Origin of the sequence: Mesorhizobium sp. M1143 (assembly GCF_040318435.1) — a bacterium.
Classification (GTDB): Bacteria; Pseudomonadota; Alphaproteobacteria; order Rhizobiales; family Rhizobiaceae; genus Mesorhizobium.
On sequence record NZ_JAMYMJ010000171.1, the window covers coordinates 1 to 1510 of the forward strand.

At 57.0% G+C, this 1510-nt stretch carries 4 protein-coding genes; 2 read left to right on the top strand and 2 right to left on the bottom strand.

All coding sequences use genetic code 11. The features are described 5' to 3' along the window. On the top strand, positions 1–240 hold a 240-nt coding region (locus NKH35_RS31685; protein ID WP_352917567.1), incomplete at its 5' end, for a hypothetical protein. A 29-nt stretch (positions 241–269) separates the two neighbouring features. On the opposite strand, the gene NKH35_RS31690 is transcribed toward NKH35_RS31685, so the two are convergent. Continuing rightward, positions 270–497 carry an exopolysaccharide production repressor protein gene (locus NKH35_RS31690; RefSeq protein ID WP_245275404.1) on the bottom strand — a complete coding sequence of 76 codons (228 nt, stop codon included), beginning with the start codon at positions 495–497 and terminating at the stop codon, positions 270–272. A 444-nt stretch (positions 498–941) separates the two neighbouring features. Between NKH35_RS31690 and NKH35_RS31695 the strand changes: the two genes are divergently transcribed. Beyond that, on the top strand, positions 942–1109 hold the full coding sequence (locus NKH35_RS31695) for a hypothetical protein (protein ID WP_023716270.1): 168 nt from the start codon (positions 942–944) through the stop codon (positions 1107–1109). A gap of 207 nt (positions 1110–1316) precedes the next feature. On the opposite strand, the gene NKH35_RS31700 is transcribed toward NKH35_RS31695, so the two are convergent. Beyond that, on the bottom strand, positions 1317–1510 hold a 194-nt coding region (locus tag NKH35_RS31700; RefSeq protein ID WP_502907022.1), incomplete at its 5' end, for a hypothetical protein.

Sequence of the window (1510 nt, forward strand, 5' to 3'; positions counted from 1 at the left end):
GGGAACGTCCCGCCGATATTCCTCGAACAAGGCAGCGTCTTTTACGTCTACATCCGCTATCAGATAGGCAGCCATCTGTGTTTCCTCCTTAGACCTACCTCGCGCTCCTCGGCTTCGGCGTGGTCGGTCCGCACCCTGTCGACGATCTCCGTGGCGACATCCAGCGCCAGCGCGCTTTTCGATGATTTTGGCGCTGCCACGGCTTTCCTTCTTTCGCATGGTTCGCAAAGATTAGCATGATCGCATGCTCTCGTGTCTGGCGGTCTCCCTCAAAGCGTCATCGACCGCCCTTCAGATGAGACACCGCCGTCTCGACAGGTAGGCTCGGCAGGGTTCGGTTTTTCTTCGGTCCTTTTCATCCAAAACTTGTCGAAAAGCGCGAATGAAAATAGGAAATATGCAACCTGAAAGATGATAAAAATCAGCAAGGTCCATGCAAGGGACTTCCAGAACGAATCCGTTGCTAGGTAAATCCAGGTCGCTACCACGGTCGACATGGCAAACATCCCAATCAGCAATCGCGGAAAAAACAATATGTTCAATGCGCCCCATAGCTGGACCGACCGGTCTCACGTCTACTCCCCAGAAGCACGTAAGGCTTCACTAAATTAGTAATTGCGCGCCAATGGCCAGAACCAAACCTTCCGACCAGCTTTCCCGGGCTGAAATCGACCGCTTCCTGGCAGCAGCCGAAGCGCTGCACAAGAGCATCGTCGGGCCGCTGTGGCGTACCACAGCGAGCATGCCAAGCTCTGTGAGGTCCCTCCACCCCTTTTGAAGGCGATCGAGAACATCACCGACCCTAAGGCAGCCAGACGGCTCCCGCGCGGCTGAGACGGCCCTGTCCCGTTCCTTTGGATGAACTGCGCAAAGGCCATAGGCGATAAGATAGGTATTGCCCTGCGGAATCGGGTGTGATTCTAACTGCGACGACACACGAATTGCTTGCAGACGACGGTTGGGCCGAGACGATTGAGCTTCTCGGCGGCGAAGATTTGCTTACGCGGAGCGCCCGCGAGACGAAGGCGTTCCTGCGCCCGCGGGGCTTTCGATCGGCGCCCGATCTGTTGCGCCTGACGCGCGGCGGCTTCTCGACCAAATCCATCTGAAGACACCGAACGCGTTCATTTGGACAGCGACCCATACTTGGCCCGCCGGCTCATGCTGGCGGGCTTTTTTGCGTCAGTCGGGAACATCCTCACTCTGAGGCTGTTCGGTCACACCCGGCTCGTTCTTCAGCGATTCCTGCCGGTGACCAAGATGTCCTCTCCACTCGTCATGGTCGGCCCGCGCAGCCTCGAAAGCAGGCGCGGGCCTCATTCGCCGTCATTACTGTGTTGTCGGTGCGCAACCGCTTCTTTGAATGCGCGTGCTGCTGCATCGCAAGCGACACGTGAGGAGCCGTTCACGGACAAGATGATTTCGGCTGCCTTCACGGTCAAACCGTGTTTTTCGGCGAACTCTGCGGCTGTGTATGCGAGTTTTGTTTTTTCGCTACTCCGCATTTCTG

Bases quoted from the DNA above. Each gene is read 5' to 3' on its own strand.
- NKH35_RS31690 (WP_245275404.1), bottom strand. From the start codon at position 497: ATGTCGACCGTGGTAGCGACCTGGATTTACCTAGCAACGGATTCGTTC.